Source organism: Halomonas sp. RT37, from assembly GCF_040070525.1.
Lineage (GTDB): Bacteria > Pseudomonadota > Gammaproteobacteria > Pseudomonadales > Halomonadaceae > Halomonas > Halomonas litopenaei.
In genome coordinates this window covers 1,888,736-1,909,459 of the sequence record NZ_CP098827.1, presented here as the reverse complement: position 1 = coordinate 1,909,459, position 20,724 = coordinate 1,888,736, and the positions used below count along the sequence as shown (strand labels likewise).

19 protein-coding genes are annotated in these 20,724 nt (G+C 65.8%); 15 read left to right on the top strand and 4 right to left on the bottom strand.

Features of this window, described 5'->3' with window-relative positions:
* Nucleotides 1-11: 11 nt before the first annotated feature.
* From NFG58_RS08330 to NFG58_RS08295, 8 genes are all read left to right on the top strand, one after another.
* Nucleotides 12-860, top strand: a complete 849-nt coding sequence (locus NFG58_RS08330) for an enoyl-CoA hydratase-related protein (protein WP_348827941.1) — start codon at nucleotides 12-14, stop codon at nucleotides 858-860.
* Nucleotides 857-3,007 (top strand): acetyl/propionyl/methylcrotonyl-CoA carboxylase subunit alpha, encoded by a 2,151-nt coding sequence (locus NFG58_RS08325; RefSeq protein WP_348827940.1) that lies wholly within the window; start codon nucleotides 857-859, stop codon nucleotides 3,005-3,007. Before NFG58_RS08330 ends, NFG58_RS08325 begins: the two co-directional genes overlap by 4 nt.
* Nucleotides 3,007-3,921, top strand: coding sequence for a hydroxymethylglutaryl-CoA lyase (locus tag NFG58_RS08320; protein ID WP_348827939.1), 915 nt, complete (start codon nucleotides 3,007-3,009; stop codon nucleotides 3,919-3,921). Before NFG58_RS08325 ends, NFG58_RS08320 begins: the two co-directional genes overlap by 1 nt.
* 176 nt (nucleotides 3,922-4,097) lie before the next feature.
* On the top strand, nucleotides 4,098-4,307 hold the full coding sequence (locus NFG58_RS08315; protein ID WP_124804405.1) for a hypothetical protein: 210 nt from the start codon (nucleotides 4,098-4,100) through the stop codon (nucleotides 4,305-4,307).
* A gap of 17 nt (nucleotides 4,308-4,324) precedes the next feature.
* On the top strand, nucleotides 4,325-4,495 hold the full coding sequence (locus NFG58_RS08310; RefSeq protein WP_157033145.1) for a hypothetical protein: 171 nt from the start codon (nucleotides 4,325-4,327) through the stop codon (nucleotides 4,493-4,495).
* Between the two features lie 333 nt (nucleotides 4,496-4,828).
* On the top strand, nucleotides 4,829-6,745 hold the full coding sequence (locus NFG58_RS08305; protein ID WP_348827938.1) for a cation:proton antiporter: 1,917 nt from the start codon (nucleotides 4,829-4,831) through the stop codon (nucleotides 6,743-6,745).
* Nucleotides 6,746-6,849: 104 nt separating this feature from the next.
* Nucleotides 6,850-7,191 carry an MliC family protein gene (locus NFG58_RS08300; protein WP_108447738.1) on the top strand — a complete coding sequence of 114 codons (342 nt, stop codon included), beginning with the start codon at nucleotides 6,850-6,852 and terminating at the stop codon, nucleotides 7,189-7,191.
* A 139-nt stretch (nucleotides 7,192-7,330) separates the two neighbouring features.
* Entirely contained in the window at nucleotides 7,331-7,747 is a 417-nt protein-coding gene (locus NFG58_RS08295) for a RidA family protein (RefSeq protein ID WP_045995003.1), read from the top strand.
* A gap of 206 nt (nucleotides 7,748-7,953) precedes the next feature.
* On the opposite strand, the gene NFG58_RS08290 is transcribed toward NFG58_RS08295, so the two are convergent.
* Nucleotides 7,954-8,565, bottom strand: a complete 612-nt coding sequence (locus tag NFG58_RS08290) for a LysE family translocator (RefSeq protein WP_045994283.1) — start codon at nucleotides 8,563-8,565, stop codon at nucleotides 7,954-7,956.
* Between the two features lie 107 nt (nucleotides 8,566-8,672).
* Between NFG58_RS08290 and NFG58_RS08285 the strand changes: the two genes are divergently transcribed.
* From NFG58_RS08285 to NFG58_RS08265, 5 genes are all read left to right on the top strand, one after another.
* Nucleotides 8,673-10,070: a PLP-dependent aminotransferase family protein gene (locus NFG58_RS08285; RefSeq protein ID WP_348827937.1), complete on the top strand. Its 1,398-nt coding sequence runs from the start codon at nucleotides 8,673-8,675 to the stop codon at nucleotides 10,068-10,070.
* Between the two features lie 287 nt (nucleotides 10,071-10,357).
* Nucleotides 10,358-11,896 carry a histidine ammonia-lyase gene (gene hutH / locus NFG58_RS08280; protein WP_348827936.1) on the top strand — a complete coding sequence of 513 codons (1,539 nt, stop codon included), beginning with the start codon at nucleotides 10,358-10,360 and terminating at the stop codon, nucleotides 11,894-11,896.
* Between the two features lie 91 nt (nucleotides 11,897-11,987).
* Nucleotides 11,988-13,403, top strand: coding sequence for an AbgT family transporter (locus NFG58_RS08275; protein WP_052704477.1), 1,416 nt, complete (start codon nucleotides 11,988-11,990; stop codon nucleotides 13,401-13,403).
* A gap of 25 nt (nucleotides 13,404-13,428) precedes the next feature.
* Nucleotides 13,429-14,631, top strand: a complete 1,203-nt coding sequence (gene argE, locus NFG58_RS08270; RefSeq protein ID WP_185696423.1) for an acetylornithine deacetylase — start codon at nucleotides 13,429-13,431, stop codon at nucleotides 14,629-14,631.
* On the top strand, nucleotides 14,628-15,452 hold the full coding sequence (locus tag NFG58_RS08265) for a phytanoyl-CoA dioxygenase family protein (protein ID WP_348827935.1): 825 nt from the start codon (nucleotides 14,628-14,630) through the stop codon (nucleotides 15,450-15,452). Before argE ends, NFG58_RS08265 begins: the two co-directional genes overlap by 4 nt.
* Nucleotides 15,453-15,539: 87 nt before the next feature.
* Here the strand turns inward: NFG58_RS08265 and NFG58_RS08260 are convergent, their stop codons facing one another.
* Complete coding sequence (locus NFG58_RS08260) at nucleotides 15,540-15,989, bottom strand: carboxymuconolactone decarboxylase family protein (protein WP_108447732.1); 450 nt, start codon at nucleotides 15,987-15,989, stop codon at nucleotides 15,540-15,542.
* A gap of 181 nt (nucleotides 15,990-16,170) precedes the next feature.
* Between NFG58_RS08260 and NFG58_RS08255 the strand changes: the two genes are divergently transcribed.
* On the top strand, nucleotides 16,171-16,644 hold the full coding sequence (locus NFG58_RS08255) for a secondary thiamine-phosphate synthase enzyme YjbQ (protein ID WP_124804400.1): 474 nt from the start codon (nucleotides 16,171-16,173) through the stop codon (nucleotides 16,642-16,644).
* Between the two features lie 132 nt (nucleotides 16,645-16,776).
* Here the strand turns inward: NFG58_RS08255 and NFG58_RS08250 are convergent, their stop codons facing one another.
* On the bottom strand, nucleotides 16,777-17,436 hold the full coding sequence (locus NFG58_RS08250; RefSeq protein WP_108132734.1) for a DNA-3-methyladenine glycosylase: 660 nt from the start codon (nucleotides 17,434-17,436) through the stop codon (nucleotides 16,777-16,779).
* A 558-nt stretch (nucleotides 17,437-17,994) separates the two neighbouring features.
* Between NFG58_RS08250 and NFG58_RS08245 the strand changes: the two genes are divergently transcribed.
* Nucleotides 17,995-19,293: a sodium:proton antiporter gene (locus tag NFG58_RS08245; RefSeq protein WP_045994275.1), complete on the top strand. Its 1,299-nt coding sequence runs from the start codon at nucleotides 17,995-17,997 to the stop codon at nucleotides 19,291-19,293.
* 163 nt (nucleotides 19,294-19,456) lie between these two features.
* Here NFG58_RS08245 and NFG58_RS08240 read toward each other — a convergent pair whose 3' ends face one another.
* On the bottom strand, nucleotides 19,457-20,665 hold the full coding sequence (locus NFG58_RS08240; protein WP_348827934.1) for a methyltransferase: 1,209 nt from the start codon (nucleotides 20,663-20,665) through the stop codon (nucleotides 19,457-19,459).
* Nucleotides 20,666-20,724: the final 59 nt, after the last annotated feature.

Genomic DNA, 20,724 nt, shown 5'->3' with positions numbered 1-20,724 from the left:
GGATGGATCCCATGTCAGACATGTCCCAACTACGGATCGACGCCCGGGGGGTTGCCTGGTTGACCCTGACCCGCCCCGAGGTGCACAACGCCTTCGACGACGCCCTGATCGGCGAGCTCAACGCCCACCTGGATCAGGTACGCCAGGCCGCCGACAGCGGCAAGGTACGAGTGCTGGTGCTGGGTTCAGAGGGCAAGAGCTTCTCCGCCGGCGCCGACCTCAACTGGATGAAGCGCATGGTCGACTACAGCGTCGACGACAACCTGGCCGACTCGCGTGAGTTGTCTCGCCTGATGCACGGCCTCGACAGCCTGCCCTGCGTGACGGTGTGCCGGGTCCAGGGCGCGGCCTTCGGTGGCGCGGTGGGCCTGGCCGCCTGCTGCGACATCGTGATCGCCTCCGACAGGGCCAAGTTATGCTTGTCCGAGGTACGCATCGGCCTGTCGCCGGCGGTCATCAGCCCCTACGTGCAGCGCGCCATCGGCAGCCGTCAGATGCGCCGCTACGCGCTCAGCGCCGAAGTCATGGACGCCGACACCGCCCAGCGACTGGACCTGGTCCACCGGGTAGTCGCCGCAGAGGAACTCGACGCCGCCATCGACGCGATGCTCCACACCCTGCTGGCCACCTCGCCCCAGGCCAGCCGGGCCACCAAGGGCCTGCTGGCGGAAGTCGCCAGAGACACCGACAGTGACGCCACCCGCGAGCGCACCTGTCAGGTCATCAGTGAACTGCGCACCAGCGCCGAAGGCCAGGAGGGACTGGCGAGTTTCCTCGAGAAGCGCCGTCCGGCCTGGGCCGACAGCGCCTCTTCCACCAGCCCCCCTTCATCCACCAACAAAAAAGGGAGCGCCTCATGAGCTCGAATCCGTCAGACCGCCAGCCGCGCTTCGACACTCTGCTGGTGGCCAATCGTGGCGAGATCGCCTGTCGTGTCATGGCCACCGCCCGGGCCATGGGCCTGAAGACGGTGGCGGTGTACTCCGACGCCGATGAAGGCGCGCGCCACGTGCGCGAAGCCGATGAGGCGATCCGCATCGGTCCGGCGCCGGCCCGGGAAAGCTATCTCGATGTCGACAAGGTCATCGCGGCGGCCCGCCGCAGCGGCGCCGGCGCCATCCATCCCGGCTACGGTTTCCTGTCGGAAAACGAGGCCTTCGTCAGCGCCTGCGAAGACGCCGGTATCGTCTTCGTCGGCCCGCCCGCCTCCAGCATCAAGGCCATGGGCGACAAGTCCGCCGCCAAGGCCCGCATGATGGACGCCGGGGTGCCGCTGGTGCCGGGCTACCACGGCGATGATCAGGACGACGACCTGCTCAAGCGCGAGGCCGACGCCATCGGCTATCCGGTGCTGCTCAAGGCCAGCGCCGGTGGCGGCGGCAAGGGCATGCGCGTGGTCGAGAACGCCGACGAGTTCCAGGCGGCCCTGGACGGCTGCCGACGGGAGTCCCGCGCGGCCTTCAACGACGACCGCATGTTGATCGAGAAGTACCTGACCCAGCCTCGCCACGTCGAGGTCCAGGTGTTCTGCGACAGCCACGGCGGCGGCGTCTACCTGTTCGAGCGCGACTGTAGCGTGCAGCGTCGTCACCAGAAGGTGCTAGAGGAAGCCCCTGCACCGGGCATGACCCTGGAACTGCGCCAGGCCATGGGCGAGGCGGCGGTGCGCGCGGCCCAGGAGATCGGTTACGTCGGCGCCGGCACGGTGGAGTTTCTGCTCGACGCCTCACCGGGGCAGGACGGCTCCTTCTATTTCATGGAGATGAACACCCGCCTGCAGGTGGAACACCCTGTCACCGAGATGATCACCGGCCAGGACCTGGTCGAGTGGCAGCTGCGCGTGGCCATGGGCGAGCGCCTGCCGCTGAGCCAGGATGAGCTGACCATCAATGGCCACAGCTTCGAGGCGCGGCTCTACGCCGAGGACGCCGACCAGGACTTCCTGCCCGCCACCGGCCTGCTCAGCCACTTTTCGCTGGACCTCGAGGGCGCCTCGCTGGACCCGACCAGGGTGCGCCTGGACAGCGGGGTCGAAAGCGGTGACATGGTGTCGATGCACTACGACCCCATGCTGGCCAAGCTGATCACCCACGGCCCCGACCGCGCCTCGGCGCTGGCGACCCTGAACCGCGCCCTGGCGGCGCTGGACGTGCGTGGTGTGGTCACCAACCGCGGCTTCCTGCAGCGCCTGGCCACCCACCCGGACTTCCAGGCGGCCAACCTCGATACCCGCTTTATCGAGCGCCACGAGGACAGCCTGTTCGCCGCCCGTGGCCTCGACCAGGACAGCCTGGCCAGCGCCGCTCTGGTGGCGCTGCATCAGCTGTCTCGGGAGTGCGAGAGCGACTCGCCCTGGGACCGCCACGACGGCTTTCGCCTGAACGGCCCGCGCCAGATTCGTATCGCCCTGTGCGACCCGCGCGAGGCGCTGGACGCCGAGCCTGCGAGCCTGGCGCTGGTCGAGGGACGTCATGGGGCCAGCGACGACGCCTGGCAGCTCAGCATCAGCGGGGCCAATCGCGACGAGGTTCAGCAGGTATCGGCGAGCCTCACCGATCTGCCCGGCGACGCCGTGGCGATCACTCTGGACGGCCACCGCCGCCGCCTGCAGGCGCGCCTGGTGGGCGAAGGCAAGGAGCGCAACGAGATCGTGCTGTCGAGCCCCGAGGGCGAGGTCCGCCTTTACTGGCGGCGTATCGACGCCATCGACCACGGCCAGCACGAGGTCGAGTCGACCCTGACCGCGCCCATGCACGGTACCGTGGTGGCGCTGCTGGTTGCGCCCGGTGCTGCCGTTGCCAAGGGTGACGCCCTGATGGTGATGGAAGCGATGAAGATGGAGCACACCCTCACCGCCCCGGCCGACGGCGCCGTGGCCAGCTTCCACTTCTCCGCCGGCGACACCGTCGGCCAGGGCGACGTGCTGCTGGAGTTCGACGCCGGCGCGTCGCCAACAGAGGCGCAGTCAGAGACACAGCCCGAAACCGAGCAAAAGGAGTCCCGCTGATGGCCCTTCCCGCCAGCGTTCGCATCGTCGAAGTCGGGCCTCGCGACGGCCTGCAGAACGAGCCGGACCCGATCACCACGGCGACCAAGCTCGAACTGGTCGAACGCCTGACCAAGGCCGGCCACCGCCATATCGAGGCGGCCAGCTTCGTGTCGCCCAAATGGGTGCCGCAGATGGCCGACCACCGCGAGGTGATGACCGCCCTGATGCGAGAGGGCAAAGGCCAGCCAGGGGTGCGCTATTCGGCACTGACTCCCAACCTCAAGGGACTGGAGGCGGCCATCGAGTGCGGCGTCGATGAGGTGGCGGTGTTCGGCGCGGCCTCGGAGTCGTTCTCGCAAAAGAACATCAACTGCTCCATCGCCGAGTCGCTCGAGCGCTTCGCCCCGGTGGTGGAACGCGCCCGCGATCAGGGGATCCAGGTGCGCGGCTATGTGTCCTGCGTGCTCGGCTGCCCCTACGAAGGCGACATCGCCCCCGAGCAGGTGGCGGCGGTCGCCCGGGCGCTGGACGAGATGGGCTGCTACGAGGTGTCACTGGGCGACACCATCGGCACCGGTACCCCGCTCAAGGCCCGGCGCATGCTCGAGGCGGTGGCCCGTGACGTTCCGGTCGAGCGTCTGGCCGCCCACTTCCACGACACCTATGGCCAGGCGCTAGCCAATCTGGCCGCGGTACTCGAAGACGGCGTCCAGGTGATCGACAGCTCGGTGGCGGGCCTCGGGGGCTGCCCCTACGCCAAGGGCGCCAGCGGCAATGTCGCCACCGAGGACGTGGTCTACCTGCTTGAAGGCCTGGGCATCGAAACCACGGTGGACCTCGAGCGCATCGCCGCCGTGGGCGACTGGATCACCCGCGCCATCGGGCGTCCCAATCGTTCCAAGGCCGGTGTGGCGGTGGTTGCCAAGGGCTGACCAATGCCGAGGGGGAAGGCAAGAGAGGAAGGAACGGGGCCAGCGCGGTTCTCTCCTTTCTTTTCTCTCCCTTCCCTCTCTTTCCTCCCCCTCCCCATGCCTTCCCCTTCCTTTCCATCCCGCGACATACATCGCATCGTGCTATTCTCAGTGTCAGTCCATGAGAGGAACAGGACATGAGCGCACAGGGCCAACGCATTCTCGAGCAGATTCAGCAGCAGCTGCAGCAATCTACCGAGGCGGCAGAGACGGCAGGCTGGGATGACGTGGATATCACTGCCTCGGGCACCGTGGTGGTGCGCAGGTACGCCAGCAAGGACGCCGCCGAGCTCGAGCGCCAACGCATCGACCAGAGCTTCCCCCTGGCTTCCCACGACAGCCAGTAGCAGCGTAGCCGCCCACCATGATCGGGCTGCTCATCTTTCCCGTGCTGGTGTGTGGCTATATCTACCTCACCGAAAGCCCTGCCGAGCGCATCCGTATCAGCCTCTACCATGGCTGGTCGCTCTACATTCGTGCCGCGCAGTTCGGCATTCTTATTGTCGCGGTGGTCGCCTTGCTGTTCGCCAGCTGATGGCAACCGGACTTTATCTGCAACGCCTCCTCCTCCCGCCACCATGGCATCGCTTCCGATTGCTTCATTCGTCACGAACAGAACAAGCAGGGCAAACACTTCCCCGCCCTCGGTAGTACGAAGGCTCCTTCAATGCCTGCGTGGCGCGGGCCCCTGAGTCTCCGGGCAACTGTGCCGATCGGGTCGCAAGCGTTTACAGGGTTGGTTGTGAATGCAGCGGGCGCCGCCTAGCGTTATGCCTTGTAGGAAAAGTGCCTGCGCTCGCCGACGTTACCTCGCCAGCCTGGCAAGCAAAGCACTGACTGCACCGATTGGACCACAGGGAAGCCCCTCATGACCCCCGTTCTTGTCTTCTGCCTGATCGCGGCGCTCGGTATCGGCGCCCAGTGGCTGGCCTGGCGCTGGAAGGTGCCGGCCATCGTCCTGCTGCTGCTGAGCGGCGTACTCATCGGCCCGGTAACCGGTGTGCTCGACCCACGCTCGGTATTCGGCGAGTTGCTCGAACCGCTGATCGCGGTCGCCGTGGCGATGATCCTGTTCGAGGGTGGCCTGACGCTGAACCTGACACGGCTGAAGGGCGCGGAGCTTGCGGTGAAGCGCCTGGTGTTCTTCGGCGGCCCGCTGGTCTGGCTGCTGGCGACCCTGTCGGGTCACTACATCGGTGGGCTGACCTGGGCATCGGCCTCGGTGCTTGGCGGCATCCTGATCGTCACCGGCCCCACCGTCATCATTCCCCTGCTGCGCCAGGCCAGCCTCAAGCGACGTCCGGGGGAAATCCTGCGTTGGGAAGCGATCCTCAATGACCCGGTGGGCGCGCTGGCGGCGGTGCTGGCCTTCGAACTCGCCATCGTCCTCAACTCCTCTCACTCGCTGTCGATGACACTCATCCATATGGCGCTGGGCATAGCGGTGGCGAGCGCGGTGGGACTGGCCACCGCCTGGGGGCTGATCCGCGCGATCAAGGGCGGCCATATCCCCGAGTTTCTCAAGGTGCCGGTGATCATCTTCTTCGTCATGGCCACCTACGCCCTGCCCAATGCCCTGCTGCACGAAAGCGGCCTGCTGGCGGTCACCGTGATGGGGGTAGTGATTGGCAATTCGTCGCTGTCGTCGCTCGACGAGATCCGCCGCTTCAAGGAGAACATCACCGTACTGCTGGTCTCCGGGGTATTCATCCTGCTGGCCGCTCAGGTGGACCTGGGCACCCTGGCCACCCTGACGACCCGCGAAATCCTGTTCGTCGCGGTGGTACTGCTGCTGGTCCGCCCGCTGGCGGTCTTCATATCATTGATCAAGGTCGACCTGCCCTTCGGCGAGAAGCTGATGGTCGGCTGGATCGGTCCACGCGGGGTGGTCGCGGTGGCCATCGCCGGTCTGTTCGGCGCGCGCCTGGTCGACATCGGCATCGAGGACGCCGCCCTGCTGTCGCCATTGGCCTTTGCCATCGTCGCGGTCACGGTGCTGCTGCACGGCTTCTCGCTGCAACCCCTGGCCCGTCGCTTCAATCTTCAGTCCACCGATACCAAGGGGCTGCTGATCATCGGCGCCAACCCCTTCACGGTCGCCCTTGCCGAGGCCATCCAGTCCACCGGGCGCCCGGTGCTGATCGCCGATCGCAACTACAACCATCTGCGCCAGGTCAGAGGCCGCGACATTCCCACCTACTACGGCGAGGTACTCACCGAGGAGGCCGAGCTGACGCTGGAGTTCAGCCGCTTCGACAGCATGGTGGCGCTGACCGACAACGACGACTACAACGCCCTGCTGTGCATGCACTATGCTCCCGAATTCGGCCACCATCAGGTGTACCGCTTCGCCCCGGGGGGCGGTGCCGGTGGCGATCATCTCGAGCAGTCCCTGGGCGGGCGCTTCTTCGCCAAGGAACTCGACTTCGAACAGGCCACCAACTACATCCGCGAGGGCTGGTGCGTCCGTCTGACGCGCCTCAGCGAGAGCTATTCGTTCGAGGACTATCGACGCGACAACCCCGACGCCCGGGTGATCTCGACCTACAACGAGGATGGCGAAGTACGCGTCATGCACAAGGATGAAAGCTTCGATGCCGGTGACGGCGAGACCCTGCTCGCCCTGGTGCCCGACGACACTCATCGCGACAAGGCAGAGCGCCACGCCAGACGCCAGGAGCAACAACCGACGGATGTCAGCGTTGACGACGGGGCCCACGACGATGACGACGGCGACTCCCGCGACAACACGACTCCCGGACGCGAACCGCCTGAGCAGGGCTGATCCGGCGAGGTATCGTGGCGGGTGCGGAACTTGTGTAGCCTGGGAAGGCCTAACGCCAGGCGAGCCTTTTCCACGGCTCCCTTCATATGACAAGGAGATGTTTCATGAACGCCAGCTGGATCCCTGTTGCCGCCTTCACTGCGCTGTTCACCGCCCTGGCCGGCTGTGCCGGCGGCAGTGGCCATGATGACAGTGCCGACGCCGCAGCCTCGCCCTCCGCCGACTACATCTGCCAGGATGGCAGCCAGTTCACCATCGTCTTCGACAGTCAGGACAGCGCCGAGGTACAGATGCACGGCGACAGCTTCCCGCTCGAACGCCAGCCCGCCGCCTCGGGCATGCACTACGCCTCGGAAAACGGCCAGCACGTCTTCCGTGGCAAGGGCAACGAGGCCACCTGGACCATCGGCCGGCGCATGCCGGTGCAGTGCGAAGTCAGCAGCTGACGCCCGCGCTATTCCCGGACGCTCTCCGCGGTCAACCGACAAACGCATTTTCCGCCGCCTGCTTTCCGCAAGGAAAGTCGGCGGCATTCGCCAGACATTTCTCCAGCGGCACAACGACCAAGCCGCAGCAGGAGGCAAGATGGCACGCTACTTCAACGACCCCACCCTACCCAGCCCCGAGTTTCCGGGCTCCCATCTGGTCATGGACGAACACTACGTCCACCTGTCGGGGCTGACCGCCGCCGATATCCAGGGCAGTGACGCCATTCTCGGTGACGCCGCCGAAGAAACTCGCTGGATCCTCAGGCGACTGTCTCACCTGCTCGAGCAGGCGGATTGCACCCTGGCCGACACCGTGCGTGTTCAAGTGCACCTCACCGACCTGTCGCTGCAACAGGCGGTGGATGATGTCTATTCCGAGTGGTTCGAGGCTGCGCGCTATCCGGCGCGTACCTGCACCGTGTCGCCACAGCTGCATGGCGGCGCCGCCGTGGAGATCACCCTGACCGCCCGGCGGCCCGAGGGGGCATCGCCTGATGAGCCCAGCGAGGGCTGAGTCTTCTTGACCAAGCCTTAGGCGCTGTCCGAAAAGTCGACGAGCGAAGGTTAGACAAGGCAAAAATCGGTGAGAAAGCGCAGTTTACGGGGTGTAAATGAGCATTTTGACCGGGCTGGCGCACCAGCCGATTTTTAACGCCGTATTACCGAGCGCAGGCACTTTTCAGACAAGCCCTAAGCTCCGATCGCGCCAGGCTGAATGGTTCAGGCCAGGATCATCACCACGCAGGCCGCGGTGAGCGCCCCCATCACCCCATTGAACACCCGCCAGGATCGGTCGCTCTTCAACAGGCGGCCGATGGCGGTGCCAAACCCTGCCCACAGAGCGATGCAGGGCAGCCCCACCAGTTCCGCCACGCCCGCCAGCAACAGGGCGTTGACCCAGGGGTTGCCGCCGTCCGGCAGGAACCCCGCCATCAACGCGATACCCATGACCCACGCCTTGGGGTTGGCAAACTGGAACGCCGCCGCCTGCACGAAGGACAGCGGGCGGGCATCGCCTACCCGCAGGTCCGGCGGCGGGGCCGTCGCGATCTTCCACGCCAGGTACAAGAGGTACAGGCTGCCGACCAGCTTGAGTCCGCCCTGCACCACCGGATAGCGCTCGAACACCACCCCGAGCCCGAGCGCGATCGAGGCGAACAGCACAAAACAGCCGCCCAGGATACCGAACAGGTGTGGCAGGGTACGCAGGAAGCCGTAGTTGGCGCCGGAGGCGGTCAGCATCACGTTGTTGGGACCCGGCGTGATGGTCATGGACACCATGAACAGCGCTGCCGGAAGCAGAAAGGCGAGCTGACTAGCGGTCTCTTCCATGATTGTACCCCTACAATTTTTGCATTATGGTGTGAAACAAGGTGAATTGACCCCGGTTTTTAAAGCATACTCAGGCAACAATTGCCGTCAAAGAGTTTATTGTCACCATGACAATCTGGGCTCCCTCCCTCGAATTCGACTCCCGCTCGGCCCGCTATCGTCAGATTGCCTCGGCCATCGGCGAGGCCATCGACCAGGGCCAGCTCGCCGCCGGCGATCGACTGCCCCCGCAACGGGCCCTGGCCGACGCGCTGGGCGTCACCGTGGGCACCATCACCCGCGCCTACAGCGAAGCCCAGCAACGGGGCTGGGTATCGTCCCGGGTCGGCAGTGGCACCTACGTCAATGGCGCCGCCGCCGGCAACAGCCCCTTCGATGTACACGTCGCAGCCGACTCCGATGGCGTGGTCGACATGAGCCTGAGCTTTGCTCCGCCGCACCCCTGGCGTCATCAGTGTCTGCAGCAGGCCCTGGCGGAGGTGACCGAGGACCCGGCCTGCCTTGCCATGGTCGCCGCCTACCAGCCCGATATCGGCACCCGGCAGCACAGAGAGGCGCTGTCACGTTGGCTTGAGGATCTCGGCTTTCCCCTGCACGAGGTGCTGGCGATCACCCAGGGCGGCCAGCACGGCATCGACCTGTGCCTGAGAGCCCTGACCCGCCCCGGCGACAGCGTGGCCGCCGACGCCCTCACCTATCCGGGGTTCAACGCCGCCACCCGCCACGCTCACCTCAAGCCGATGGCGGTACCCCTGGACGACGACGGCATGGACATCGATGCACTGGCACGCCTGTGCCAGCGCCAGGTGCCCCGCCTGGTCTACCTGACCCCAGACCAGAACAACCCCACCAGCGCGGTGCTTTCGCCACAGCGCAGGGAACAGCTCGCCGCCCTGGCGCGTCGACATGACTTCTGGCTGATCGAGGACGCCGTCCAGTACCTGCCGCGGGAGGATCGCGGTGTGTCTCTACTGGAACTGGCGCCGGAACGCACGCTGCAGGTATTCAGCACCTCCAAGGTGCTTTCCGGTGGCCTCAGAGTCGGCACCCTGCAGATGCCGGCCACCCTGCGCGAGCGCATCGGCAGCCTGTTGCGGGCGCAGTCATGGATGTGTCCGCCGCTGATGACCGAGGTGGCGCGGCGCTGGATCGCCTCGCCCCGCTACCCAGAACTGCTGGCCTGGCAGACCGCAGAGCTGGCCGCTCGGCAGCGTCTGGCACGGGCAAGCTTCGAGGCCCTGACGCCCCGCCATCTCACCCACGGCGCCAACTTATGGCTACCGCTGCCCGAGGGCCGGCGGGCCAGCGAGGTACAGGCCCTGCTGAAGAGCGAAGGCGTGCTGGTGGCAACGCCTGAACCCTTCTGTACCGGCAGCGAGCCGGCGCCCCAGGCCATTCGCCTGTGCGTGGGCGCCCCCGACAGCCGCGAGTCCCTGCAACAGGCCCTCGCCACCGTGCGACGTGTGCTGGAGCAGGGGGACACCAGCCCCTGGGCAACACTGTAGCGACGGTTCGACACCTGCCTGAATCCGCTGACGTTGTGAACCAGGTCCAGACGTCCATCGACCCATCCCTGCGCTAGCCGACCCAGTCGCTGCCCCCGATCATGTCAGCGGCGAAATCTGTATAGAAGATCGGGCACAGTCTGTGACACACATCGTCACTCCCCCCTGGCGATTCTCGCCTGCCGTTCGACGATAGCCGCCTTGACGCCGCGCCATTGCCCTGCTGTTAATGTATATACATTAAAGTTTTCCCATCATGTTCGGCCACGTCTCGGGAGCTCGCCACCATGCATCGACTCGTCATCACCCCAGGCCAACTCACCCTCCAGGACATGCGCAGGCTCCTCACGTCACCGACAGTGGTGTCTCTGGAGCCCTCGGCATACGCCGCCATCGACGCCTCGGTGGCGACGGTGGCTGGCGTCATCGACGAGGGACGCACCGCCTACGGGGTCAACACCGGCTTCGGCCTGCTGGCTCAGACCCGCATCGAGCGCGAACGCCTGGAGGACCTGCAGCGCTCGCTGGTGCTATCCCACGCCACCGGCGTCGGTGAACGCCTGGACGACGAGCTGGTAAGGCTGATCATGACGCTGAAGGTGGCAAGCCTGGCACGCGGCTACTCCGGCATTCGCGGTGAAGTCCTGGACGCCCTGATCACCCTGATCAACACCGAGGTCTGGCCGGTCATCCCCGCCAAGGGCTCGGTAGGTGCCTCGGGCGACCTGGCGCCACTGGCCCATATGAGTCTGGTGCTGCTGGGCGAGGGCCAGGCACGCCACCGTGGCGAGACCCTCTCGGGACGGGACGCCCTGAACGTGGCTGGCCTGTCGCACCTGACCCTGGCACCCAAGGAGGGATTGGCGCTGCTCAATGGCACCCAGGTCTCCACCGCGCTGGCGCTGCGCGGTCTGTTCGAGGCCGAAGATCTGTTTGCCAGCGCCACCGTGTGCGGCGCCCTGAGCGTCGAGGCGAGCCTGGCCTCACGGGTTCCCTTCGACGCCCGCATCCACGAACTGCGCGGCCAACCCGGGCAGATCGACGTTGCCAGGGCCTATCGTCACCTGCTCGGGGACACCAGCGAGGTGGGGGCCTCCCACGCCGACTGTGACCGCGTCCAGGACCCCTACTCGCTGCGCTGCCAGCCTCAGGTCATGGGCGCGGTGCTCGACCAGATCCGCCACGCGGCCAGGGTGCTCGAGATCGAGGCCAACGCCGTCACCGACAACCCGCTGGTGTTCGCCGACAACGGCGACATCCTCTCGGGCGGCAACTTCCACGCCGAGCCGGTTGCCCTTGTGGCCGACAATCTGGCGCTGGCGCTGGCGGAGATCGGGGCCCTGTCGGAGCGACGCATCTCGCTGATGATGGACACCCACATGTCCCGGCTTCCCCCCTTCCTGGTCGAAAACGGCGGCGTAAATTCCGGCTTCATGATTGCCCAGGTGTCAGCCGCCGCGCTGGCCAGCGAGAACAAGGCTCTGGCCCACCCTCACAGCGTGGACAGCCTGCCTACCTCGGCCAATCAGGAGGACCATGTGTCCATGGCGCCGGCGGCGGGACGGCGACTCAAGGAGATGGCGGCCAATGTTCGCGGCGTGCTGGCCATCGAATGGCTGGCAAGCTGCCAGGGCCTCGACATGCGCGAGGGGCTCGCCTCGACACCTTTGCTGGAGCAGGCCCGTCAGCGACTGCGTCGCCGGGTGACCCACTATGACCACGATCGTTACTTCGCACCGGACATCGAGGCCGCCACACGTCTGCTGGACGAAGGCGCATTGTGTGACCTCGTTCTCGACGATCTTCTGCCCAGCCGCGCGCCCTGACTCGACAGGCTTCGCTGGTTCGGACTAAACCGAAAGGATCAATGAACTCAGCCCCAGGTGCCACAAACCCGCCACCAGCGAGAGTCAGCCGATGAATCATGACAAGATGGCCGCCAGACCACACGTCGAGCAACAGAGGCCGCTGCCCCACGCCTTCGTCATCCTCTTCTTTCTCGCCCTGCTGGCGGCCATCGTCACCTGGTTCGTCCCCAGCGGAAGCTTCGAACGCATCACCAACGCCGACGGGCGCTCGGTCATCGTCGCCGGCACCTACCAGGCCATCGACTCCCCGGGCATCGGTCCCTTCGAGTTCTTCAACGCCTTCTTCGAAGGGATGAAGAGCGGCTCGTCGATCATCTTCTTTCTGGTCATCGTCGGCGGTACCTTCGGGGTCCTGAGACGCTCCCGCGCCATCGAAGGGCTGGTCCACTTCCTGCTGGTGAAGCTCAAGGGCCGCGAGATCCTGATCATCCCGCTGATGATGACCTTCTTCGCCCTGTGTTCCGGTACCTACGGCATGATCGAGGGCAGCATCGTCTACATCTTCATCCTGCTGCCGCTGGCGCGACGTATCGGCTACGACGCCGTGGTCGCCGCCGCCATCCCGCTGATCGGCACCGCCATCGGCTACACCGGCTCCTTTCTCAATCCCTTCAACGTCGGCGTCGCCCAGAGCATCGCCGAATTGCCGCTGTTTTCCGGCATGGGCTACCGCTTCGTCTGCTGGCTTGCGTTCGTCGCCCTGAGCATCGGCTACGTTATGTTCTACGCCCGTCGCGTGCAGGCAAGGCCAGAGCGCAGTGTGGTCTACGGCCTGGCCCCGCCCGATGAAGAAGGACCGGGCGATCACGTCGACCTGACCCCTCGCCACCTGCTGATCCTCGGCGCCTTCGCCCTGGCCCTGGTGGCGATCATCGCCGGGGTCAGTGCCTTCGGCTGGTACCTCAAGGAGATGGCCGGCGTCTTCCTGCTGCTGGGTATCGTCACCGGACTGCTCGCCGGCATGCGAGCCAACACCATCGCCGGAGCCTTTTCCACCGGCTGCAAGGACATGATGGATGGCGCCCTGGCGGTGGGCCTGGCCTTCACCATCGTGGTCATCGTGCAGCACAGCGAGATCATCGACACCATCATCCATTCGCTTTCCACGCTGATCGGCGACACCTCGGCGTCGGCCGCAGCACTGGGCATGTTCGCCATGCAAAGCGCGATGAACTTCATCGTCACCTCGGGCAGCGGCCAGGCGGCGCTGACCATGCCCATCATGACGCCCATCGCGGACCTCGCCGAGGTACACCGCCAGGTCGCGGTGCTGGCCTTCCAGTTTGGCGACGGCATCTCCAATGCCTTTACTCCTACCGCTGGCTGGTTGATGGCGGGACTCACCATCGCCGGCATTCCCTGGAGCCGCTGGATGCGTTTCATGCTGCCGCTGATCGCCCTGCTCTATGCCCTCGGCGCTGTGCTCATCCTGCTGGCGACCCTGGTGGTCTGGCCCCTCGCCTGACGGTCTGCACTCACGGAGCCTCGTCTTGACCAGCAACACGCTACCCTTGAGCCTTGCGATGATCGAACGTCTGGTGGCCTTCGACACCACCAGTCATCGCTCCAACCTTGAACTGATCAACGACGTCGCCGGCTGGCTCGAGGCGCGTGGGGCAGCGGTCACCCTGCTCTACAACGACAGCGGCGACAAGGCCAACCTGATCGCCGAATTTGGCCCCCGCGACGCCCCGGCCCTGCTGGTTTCCGGCCACACCGACGTGGTGCCGGCGAGCCACGCGGACTGGCGCGTCACCGCCCCGTTCACGCCGAAACGCCACGCTGAACGCCTCTACGGTCGCGGCACGGCAGACATGAAGGGATTCATCGGCGTGGCCCTGACGAAACTGGCCGCCTGGCAGGCAGAGCACTCGCGTCACTCGGTGTTGCTGGCGCTGTCCTTCGACGAAGAGGTCGGGTGCCTGGGTGCCCCGCTGATGCTGCCGTTTCTCGAGGTCCACAAGGAACGCCTGCGGGGCATCATCGTCGGCGAACCCACCGCGATGCGCATCGCCAACGCCCACAAGGGCCACGTCGGCATGCGCGCCACCATCGAGGGCGTGGGAGGCCACTCGGGCTACCCGGGGCGAGGCGTCAACGCCATCGACGTCGGCGCGGGCGTGGTTGCGCAGATCCGCCAGCTGGCACGGGAAAAGCGCCTGATGTCGCTCACCGATCAGCGCTTCGATCCCCCCTACTCCACGGTCCACGTCGGGCTGATCGAGGGTGGCAGCGCGCTGAATCAGATCCCCGAGCACTGCCGCATCGACTTCGAGATGCGCCCGCTGCCCGGGCAGCCCGCCATGGAAATCCTCGAGCGCCTGCGCAAGGACTTTCCCAGCGGCCTGGATCGCGACCTGATCGGCCTGGGCCGTCGCGCCAGACTGACCCTGGAATGCCGCGGCCAGTACCCACCGCTGGACGAACGCCGCCAAGGCTACCTGTCATGGATCGCCGAGCTGGCCGAATGCAGCGTCGAGCCGTTGGCGCTCGGCTTCGGCTGCGAGGCCGGGCTGTTCGCCCAGCTGGGCGTCCCTACCGTGATCTGCGGCCCCGGCAGCATCCATCAGGCCCATCAGCCAGACGAGTTCATCGCCTTCGATCAGATCACGAAGTGCGAGGGTTTCTTCGACCGGCTGTTGTCACAGCTGTCCTTTCCTCTTCCTGACTTCCACCGCCTGGAGGCCCCATGAACCTGCGCATCCATCCCGACACCATGGTCAGCGACGAAGACGTCGCCGCCTTCCAGCGCGACGGCGCCATCTGTCTACGCGGCATCTTCTGCCCCCAGGAGCTCAAGCGACTGGCGGAGGGCATCGAGGACAACCTGCGCGATCCCAGCCCCCGGGCCAAGGTCGCCAGTCGACCCGATGACCCAGGCTGGTTCTTCGAGGACTTCTGCAACTGGCAGACCAACGAAGCGTATCGGGGTTTCATCTTCGACTCGCCGCTGGGGCTTATCGGGCAACGCCTGATGGGCTCGCGCCAGGTACGCCTCTACCACGACCATCTACTGGTCAAGGAACCGGGCACGCGCCAGCGTACCCCCTGGCACCAGGACCAGCCCTACTACAACGTGGTAGGCAGTCAGAACGTCAGCATGTGGCTACCGGTGGATCCGGTATCCCGGGCGGCCACCCTGGAGTTTGTGGCCGGGTCCCACAAGGGGCCCTGGCTGATGCCACGGACCTTCATGGACCACCAGGCCAGCTGGTTCCCCGAGGGCAGTCTGGCCGAGCTGCCTGACATCGAGGCCCAGCGTGAACGCTACACCATCCTTGGCTGGGCGCTGGAACCCGGCGACGCCGTATTCTTCAACATGCTGACCCTGCACGCCTCGGGTGGCGTCAGTGGCCATCATCGCCGTCGCGCTTTCTCGGTGCGTCTGCTGGGTGACGACATGGTCCACGCACCGCGGGCCTGGACCACCTCGCCGCCCTTTCCCGGCCTCGCCGACGAACTGCCCGCGGGCAGCCCCATGGAGCATCCGCTGTTTCCGCTGCTGGCAGGATGAGCCTGCCCGCCGGCCTGCTTGGCGGGGCATAGGGGCAAGACGACGTCGCCTACCCGCGCGGGAGACGTTCGGTCGCGCCGCAGGACGTCACTCCACCGGGAAGGCGAACGCCAGCGCGATCCGGTTCCAGGCGTTGATGGAGACCACCAGCGCCGTCACGTTGACCTGCTCTTCGGGGGTGAATTCCGCGGCCAGGCGGGTGTAGTCGCCGCCGCCGATCTCCTGGCCGCTGACCAGCGTCAGCGCCTCGGTCCAGGCCAGCGCTGCCTGTTCACGGCGACTGAAGAGCTGGGTCTCTCGCCACGCCGACAGAACATCCAGACGCGACTGCTGCTCACCGTCCTCGCGTGCTTCCTGGCTGTGCATGCGCAGACAGAAGGCGCAACCGTTCAGCTGGGAGGCGCGCAGCTTGATCAGGTGCACCAGCTCAGACTCGATGCCCGCCTCGGCCACGGCGCGCTCGAGTTCCACCAGGGACTTGGCCAGCATCGGCTGGTGGCGAAAGACGTCGGCCCGGGTCAGACGTTGATCTTTCATTCGGGACTCCTCACAGGACGGTAAAGGAGGTAGTCTTTGCGCGTTTGAATTCCTTACCGCTGGCCGCCTGATCGCGCCTGTCTGCCTCGAGCGATGGCCCTGCTGCACAGGGGCTTTCCTGCGCAAGGGCCTTGCCGTGCCATGGCCTCCAGCGTCAACGCCGACAATGAGACCGTCCTAGATGTGGTTCCAGAGCACCCTTCGCCTCGCTGCCCGCCCCCGGGGCTTTCACCTGATCACCGATGAGGTCGTTCAGGCACTGCCGGACCTGCCGAGCATGCGCATCGGCCTGCTCCACGCCTTCATCCAGCACACCTCGGCATCGCTGACCATCAACGAAGACGCCGATCCCACGGTACGTGGCGACTTCGAGCGTCACTTCAATGTGATGGTGCCGGAGAACGCACCCTACTACCGTCACACCCAGGAGGGCAGCGACGACATGCCGGCCCACCTCAAGGCCAGCCTGCTGGGGCCATCACTCAGCATTCCCATCACTGAGGGGCGCCTGGCGATGGGCACCTGGCAGGGTATCTATCTGTGCGAGCACCGCGACCACGCCGGGCCTCGCCAGCTTGTGCTGACCTTGAACGGCGAACGCACCCGCTGGCGCCCGGAACAGGCGATGCCCGACCCCTACCGCCGTCGCGACTAAGTCACCCTGCTGTCGCCATCAGCGGGCCCCGCGTGCAGAGCTTCGGCCGCGCACCCTGCACGGCTGTCACCGGTCATCCTCGCTTCCGCGCCTTCCTTGCCTTCCTAGCCTTCTCGGCTTGCCTGGCCCGGTTCAGGACTTCGCCAGGCGTCGGTAATCCGGTTGTTCGTTGCAGCGCCACAGGTACCAGGACGCCACCGAGCGCCAGGGCCTGCAGGGTTCGCACAGCTCGCGGGTCTCCCTTGGCGTCGGCATGCGTTCCCAGCCGAACAGGTAGCGCGCGCCGTCGCGGATGCCCAAGTCATCCACCGGCAGGATATCGGGACGTCCAAGGGTGTTGATCAGCATCATCTCGACGGTCCAGCGGCCGATACCCTTGATGGCGGTGAAACGCTTGATCAGCTCTTCGTCCTCCATCTCGGCGGCCTGTTCGCGGTTGGGGATTCGACCGTCCAGTGCCGCCTCGGCGAGGCCCTGGAGGGTCGCCTGCTTGCGTGCCGAGAAGCCACAGGCTCGAAGCTCCTCCGAGGAGAGCTCGGACAGTTGCCGGGGACTGGGGAAATCCTGCCCCGGGAACAGCGCTGTCAGACGGCCGACAATCGCCGCCGCCGCCTTGCCATGGAGCTGCTGATAGGCCACCGCCCTGGACAACGACTCGTAGGGGCTGCGATCGAGGGCGGTGGTCAGTCCGCAGTCGCCCACCCGATCGATCAGCCCCGCCCAACCGTCGTCCAACTGGCGCAGATGGGCCTGGGCAGGACCCAGGTGTACGGCGATATCGTGTACTTGCATAGAGGTTCCTTGTCGTCAGGGCGCTCGCTTGAACCGAGCGACACACGCCTTTGGTTTCAGACCTTTGTCGTAGACAAGCCAGGCGCCTGTCAATCCTCGCCCACGCGCTTCAAAAAAAGCGACATCCGGGATGTACCCGCACCGCGACCCGCGTATACTTTGTTGCACTGCGAAACGCCGATATAGCCGACTCGCGTCTCACGCGTCGAAGGCCTTGATGCCTGGCTTCAGCGCCTCCGAGCATGACGCCGCAGATGCTGACCGCCGGGACATCCGTATCCAGCGTACAGGCGCTATTCGCAAGCCCAATTTGCAAGACCTGTTCGCAAGCCCTATCCGCTCCCCCTGGCCCAACCGGCCAGGGCGTAGCACACCACGCTCAGGACCGAACTCCCGCGATGGACACGTCACAATCGCCTCCCCCGTCACACCAGCGCCTGACCTCCTCGGGTGATGCGACGGGCCGAGCCGATGTGCCTGCTGCTGCCCCCCTTTTACGGCCTCGAGCCAGCGCTCGAGCCGACACGACTCACCCATCCTACCTAGAGGCCTCCCTCCATGTCGGTGTACGACACCCTTTGCCTGCTCGCCGCGATGGCGATGGTGATCTCCCTGATCAACGGCAAGATCGGAAAATTTCAGACCACCATCGCGATCACTGCTGGCGCTCTGATACTGTCGCTGGCCATCGTCATCGCCGGTCACGCGGGCTGGTTCGCCCTCGACGAAACCGCTAAAACCGCCATCAATCAGTTGAATTTCGAGGATTTCCTGCTGAAGGGCATCCTCGGATTTCTGCTGTTTGCCGGTGCGCTGGGGATCAAGCTCCCCCACCTGCGTGACCAGAAGTGGGAAATCGCCATCCTTGCCATGGGCAGCACCCTGTTTTCGACCTTCTTCATCGGCTACAGCCTGTGGCTGCTGGTGGGCTGGCTGGGTATCGACTTCGATCTGATCTACTGCCTGCTGTTCGGCGCCCTGATCTCTCCCACCGATCCCATCGCGGTGCTCGCCATCGTCAAGAAGATGAACGCGCCCCGGCGCATCTCGACCCAGATCGAGGGCGAGTCGCTGTTCAACGACGGCTTCGGTCTGGTCCTCTTCGTCACCCTGTTCGCCGTCGCCTTCGGCGGCACCACCCCCACGGTGACCAGCGTCGGCCACCTGTTTCTGCAGGAGGCGCTCGGCGGCATCGTCTACGGCTTCGTGCTCGGTCAGCTGTTTCATCAGTTGATCCGTCACACCGACGACCACTCCATGGAGCTGATGCTGACGCTTCTGGTGCCCACCACCGGCTACGTGTTCGCCGAGTTTCTCGAGGTCTCCGGCCCCCTGGCCATGGTGGTGGCCGGCATCATCATCGGCAACCGTACCCGTCGCAAGGGCTTCTCCGAGGAATCCCGGCAGCATCTCGACCACTTCTGGGAGCTGGTCGACGAGTTCCTCAATGGCGTGCTGTTCCTGCTGATCGGCATGACCATGCTGTCGTTCAGCTTCCACCCGGAGGACTGGGTGCTGATGATCGCCGCCGTGCCGCTGGTGCTGCTGTCGCGCTATCTGAGCGTGCGCCTGGCCTACCTGGGCTTCCGGCGCTTTCGTCGCTACAACCCCTACTCGGTGCGCATCCTGACCTGGGGCGGACTGCGTGGTGGTCTGGCGCTGGCCATGGCGATGTCGATTCCGTCGGGGATCACCGTGATTCCCGAAAAGAACATCGACGTGCGCGAGATCATCCTGGTAATGACCTACTCGGTGGTGGTGTTCTCGATCCTGATCCAGGGATCCAGCATCACCCCCTTGATCAAGCGCGCCAAGGTCTGGGAAACCGAGCAATTCAGGCGTAGCAAGCGCAGCTGATCCGGCGTGCGGCGCCAGCCGAGCTATCCCCTCCCTTGAAGAAAACACGGCCCCGGACAGTTCAAGTGTCCGGGGCCGCCTCGTCTCGACCACCACGGCAGCGCCAGTAACTGGACTTGCCGCGCCTGCGGGAACGTCGCGACCGGCTGGTGATCTCGCGGCCTTACGTCGGTTGCGCCACCAGGGCAAGATTGCGCGGGGTCAGCGCGCGCGGGCAGAACTGGCTCAGACTGACCTCGAAGCCGGCCTCCTCGAGCCACAGGGCCCGGTCCAGCACCAGCCACACCTCCAGCGGCCGGCGAAACAGATGGCGCACCAGCTCGAGTCGATTGACCCGCTGCAGACACGCTTCGCCACGACGTCGATAGGCGTCCCAGTCGATCCCGTCGGGCACTGTCAGTCCCTTCTCCCGGGCGGCCCAACGACAGAAGTCCTCGAAGCGCTCCGGCATCCTGCCGTAGGCCAGACTCGGCACCGCCAGATAGTCGTCGACTCCGCGCAGCCGGCGCTGAAGAGCATCGAAACCCAGTCGCCAGGCGTTCGCCTGTTCACGCTTGCGTCGCTCTCCCTGGCTGGCGGTCACGGTCTCCTGCACCGACAGCGCCAGCGCATCTCGATCCAGCGACAGACCATGGCGCTCTGCCTGTTGCTGCGCCTGACGCGACAGGGGGCGATAGATCTTGTCACGGGTACGCTGGTAGCAGCAGGGAGCCAGACTGATCGCCACCTTCTGTTCACGTGCCAGCTCCAGCAGGCGCACGTGAAGATCGCCACAGGCATGCAGCGCCACCACCCGATCGGCGTCACCGAGGTGTCGGCTCACGCTGGGCGCCATCACGTCCTGCTCGACCAGCGTCACCTCCAGTCCCTGCCGCTCGGCCAGCGCCTGGCCGCTTTCGCACAGCGCCGGCTGCCACTCCAGCGCGCAAATGGAGCCGTCGTGGCGGCGCGCCAGCAGACGCGAAAGGTGTCCCTTGCCGGCACACCACTCGACAAGCGCTTGCCCCTGGCCGATCGCCACCTGGGGCGCAAAGGCCAGCATCTGCTGCCACTTGCGACCTCCCACGTGGGCCGCCCACGCCTCGGGCGCCTGGATCGGCGGCGCTCCATCGGGAACCCTGACCAGGCGCGCCAGTTCATCCACCGGTAGCCAGGCGGCCAGCGGCGAGGCATCGAAGGGGCGTTGCTGCAAGCGCTGGCACCGAGCGTCATCCAGCGCCTGCAGGCAGGCGGCGATTTCGCCGGCGGGCGCCCGCTCGGGCCAGGGAGCCCCGGCATGGGTAAAGGGCGCCGGCGACCAGAGCCAGTGCCAGTCGGCGAGCAACCGGGTCAAGGCCTCGAGGCGCTCGGCGTGGGGCAAGGGAGTGTTCATGCAGTCGCGAAGATCATGGTGGCTAAAGGTAGGTGTTGGGCGATGGACAGTGGACGGCG